At 24.1% G+C, this 2,812-nt stretch carries 3 protein-coding genes; all 3 read left to right on the top strand.

The genetic code is table 11. The features are described 5' to 3' along the window. The first annotated feature begins 89 nt into the window (after positions 1-89). Positions 90-911, top strand: coding sequence for a PfkB family carbohydrate kinase (locus tag Q0138_RS06120; RefSeq protein ID WP_297982103.1), 822 nt, complete (start codon positions 90-92; stop codon positions 909-911). Positions 912-1,297: 386 nt separating this feature from the next. Next, positions 1,298-2,191, top strand: a complete 894-nt coding sequence (locus Q0138_RS06115; RefSeq protein ID WP_297982101.1) for a cation diffusion facilitator family transporter — start codon at positions 1,298-1,300, stop codon at positions 2,189-2,191. 393 nt (positions 2,192-2,584) lie between these two features. Further along, positions 2,585-2,812, top strand: a 228-nt coding sequence (rnpA, locus tag Q0138_RS06110; RefSeq protein ID WP_297982099.1) for a ribonuclease P protein component, incomplete at its 3' end; no start/stop codon positions are given.

Below are 2,812 nucleotides of genomic sequence, written 5' to 3'. Positions count from 1 at the left end.
AGTTTTCATTAATTTTTATTTTAAAGAATTTTATTAAAATTTCATGAATTTTATTTTTATTTTTATTTATTTGAAAAAGATTGATTGTTATGACTCTTGTTTTAATTGGACCTGTTTGTGAGGATTTAATCATTATTGGAGATAAAGAAAGCTCTAAAGTTGGTGGAGCCACTTATTTTCAAAGTTTTGTTTTTGAAGAATTCTACAATGATTATATAGCTATTGTAAATGCTTCAAAAAATGATTTGCTGGATGAATTTCCAGATAAGTCCAAGCTTAAACTTATTTTAAAGGAAGATACTCATTATTTTGTAAATGAGTATCCTGATTCAAACAATCTTGATATTAGGTATCAAAAGACCAATTTTGCAAATATATCAATATCAAGGGGGGATTTGGAGCCTATTTTAAGTGATATTAACATAGATGCATTTGTATTAAATCCATTAAACATTCATGACTTTTCAAGTGAAACAATCGATTATCTTAATTCATTTGATGTTCCAATCTATATTTCCCTTCAGGGATTTTTAAGAATAAGTGAGGAAAATGGATCTCTAAAACTTGGAGTCTCTGAAATTTTAAATTCATTAGCCTGTTCAGATTCCATTTTTTTAGATGAAATTGAATTTAAAATCATTGAGGATTATTTGGACCTTTTCAAGTCACAATTTTTGATTATTACCAATGGAAGTAAAGGTTCTAGGATAAAAAATGATTTAAAGGATATTAACTGTAAAATAAATCCTGTTAAATGTGATAAAATTCTAGATGCAACAGGCTGTGGAGACACTTATATGGCAGCTTTCATTTCCGCTATTTTAAATGGAAAAAGTCTAAAAGAGGCTGGAAACTTTGCATCTTTAATAGCAAGTGATAAATTAAAGCTTTTTGGCCCTTATAAGAAATAATATTGCTAATTTTTATTTAATTATTTCTTAAACTTTTTATTTTTTTAGTTTAAATTTTTTTTTAAGTATTTTTAATTAGCTAATCATGTTTTTTTCATTTTTCATTTATTAATTAGTTTTTTAATATTTAATTAAAGTTTAAATTTTATTTTAAGTATTTTTAATTAGCTAATCATGTCTTTTTTTTATTTTTCCATTATTAACTACTTTTTTAATATTTCAATTAATTTAAATGATTTATTTTCAATCAATTTTTTTATTTTACTAAAATTTATTATGGATAATGAATATAATTAATATTAATTCAGTTAAGATTTTTTCTGGATTTGGGGTTTTTTGTAGTTTTATTAGAAATTTAAAATTTATTTTGGGGGAATTATTTAGAAATGAACAATAAAAACAATTCAAGTGATTCAATCCATTCACACAATTATGGTGAAGTGCACAAGAAGGCAAGTGAAAATCTCTCTTATGCACTGATTTTTAATTTATTATTCAATATAGTTGTTATTTCAGGAGGTATCATAACAAACAGTGTAGCCATCATTTCAGATGCATTGCATGATTTAAGTGATACGTTTTCCATTGTCATTGCATGGGTTTTGGAAAAATTGTCTGGAAAGGAGTCCACCAGCAGTTTTACTTATGGTTTTCAAAGATTTTCAATTTTTGGAGCTTTATTTAATTCAACCATAGTTATTTTAGCATCTTTTGCAGTTGTTTATCAGGCTATCAATCGTTTATTTATTGTAGAGACTCCTGATGCTTCTGGGATGATTTTTATAGCTATTTTAGGAATTATATTCAAGGGAGCATCACTTTTTAAATTGCATAGTGGAAAAACCTTTAACGAAAGGGCAATATCAATTCACATGTTTGGAGATGTCTTTCAATGGATAGCTCTTTTGATAATTGCAGTCATAATGCTATTTGTCAATCTTCCTATTTTGGATCCGATTGCTTCTATTCTTGTAAGTCTTTGGGTTATTTATAACTTGTCTAAAACATTTATAGCAAGTGCCAAGGTTTTATTGCAGGCTATTCCATTTGAAATTAATGTTGAAGATTTAAAAAGAGACTTATTGGCTGTGGATGGAGTGGATTCATTGGATGAATTTCATCTTTGGTCAATTGATGGAATAGAAAATGTCTTGACTGCAAAGATTAATCTTCATCTGGAATTTAATTTGGAAGAGAATAAAGCTATTTTAGAGAAATTAAATAGGATTTCTAATGATTATGGCATAAATTCGACTAATTTTGAGTTAATTTATTCATAATTATTGTTTTTATTTTTTATTTTTTTATTTATTTTTTTTAACTTCTTTTATAATTTTCTTAACTTTTTTTATAATTTTTTTAACTTTTTTATCAATTATTTTGTTTTTTATTTATTTCTTTAAAAGAGAGTAAAAATGTTTTTTTTAAAATTTTTAGATTAAATTAGTTTAAAATTAGTTTTAAATTAGTTTAAAATTATTTTAAAGTAGTTTAAGAGGGTTTTAAGATTAGTTTAAAATTAGATTAAAAGTAGTTTTAAATTAGTTTAAAATTAGTAAATTTATTTTTAAAAAGTAGTTTAAAATTACTTTAAAAGTAGTTTAAATTAGTAAAAAATTAGTTTAAAATTCCACTGTATTCAGTGGCTTTTTTGTTTGTTGAGGTGATTTTGTATGGATAAATTGCATACTGTAAAAAAAAGTGAGGATTTTTCAAATATAATACATAATTGTGATTATGTAAAAAATAAGAGTTATGTTATTTACTATAATGATAATGGACTTGATTATTATAGGTTTGGTATATCTGTTGGAAAGAAACTAGGTAAAGCAGTTTATAGAAATAAATACAAAAGACAACTTCGTTTTATTATTGATAAATATAAAAAAAACTACCAAAAT

This window comes from uncultured Methanobrevibacter sp. (assembly GCF_937906425.1).
Classification (GTDB): Archaea; Methanobacteriota; Methanobacteria; order Methanobacteriales; family Methanobacteriaceae; genus Methanobrevibacter.
The sequence above is the reverse complement of the archived record's forward strand: the minus strand, read 5'-3'. Positions and strand labels throughout refer to the sequence as shown.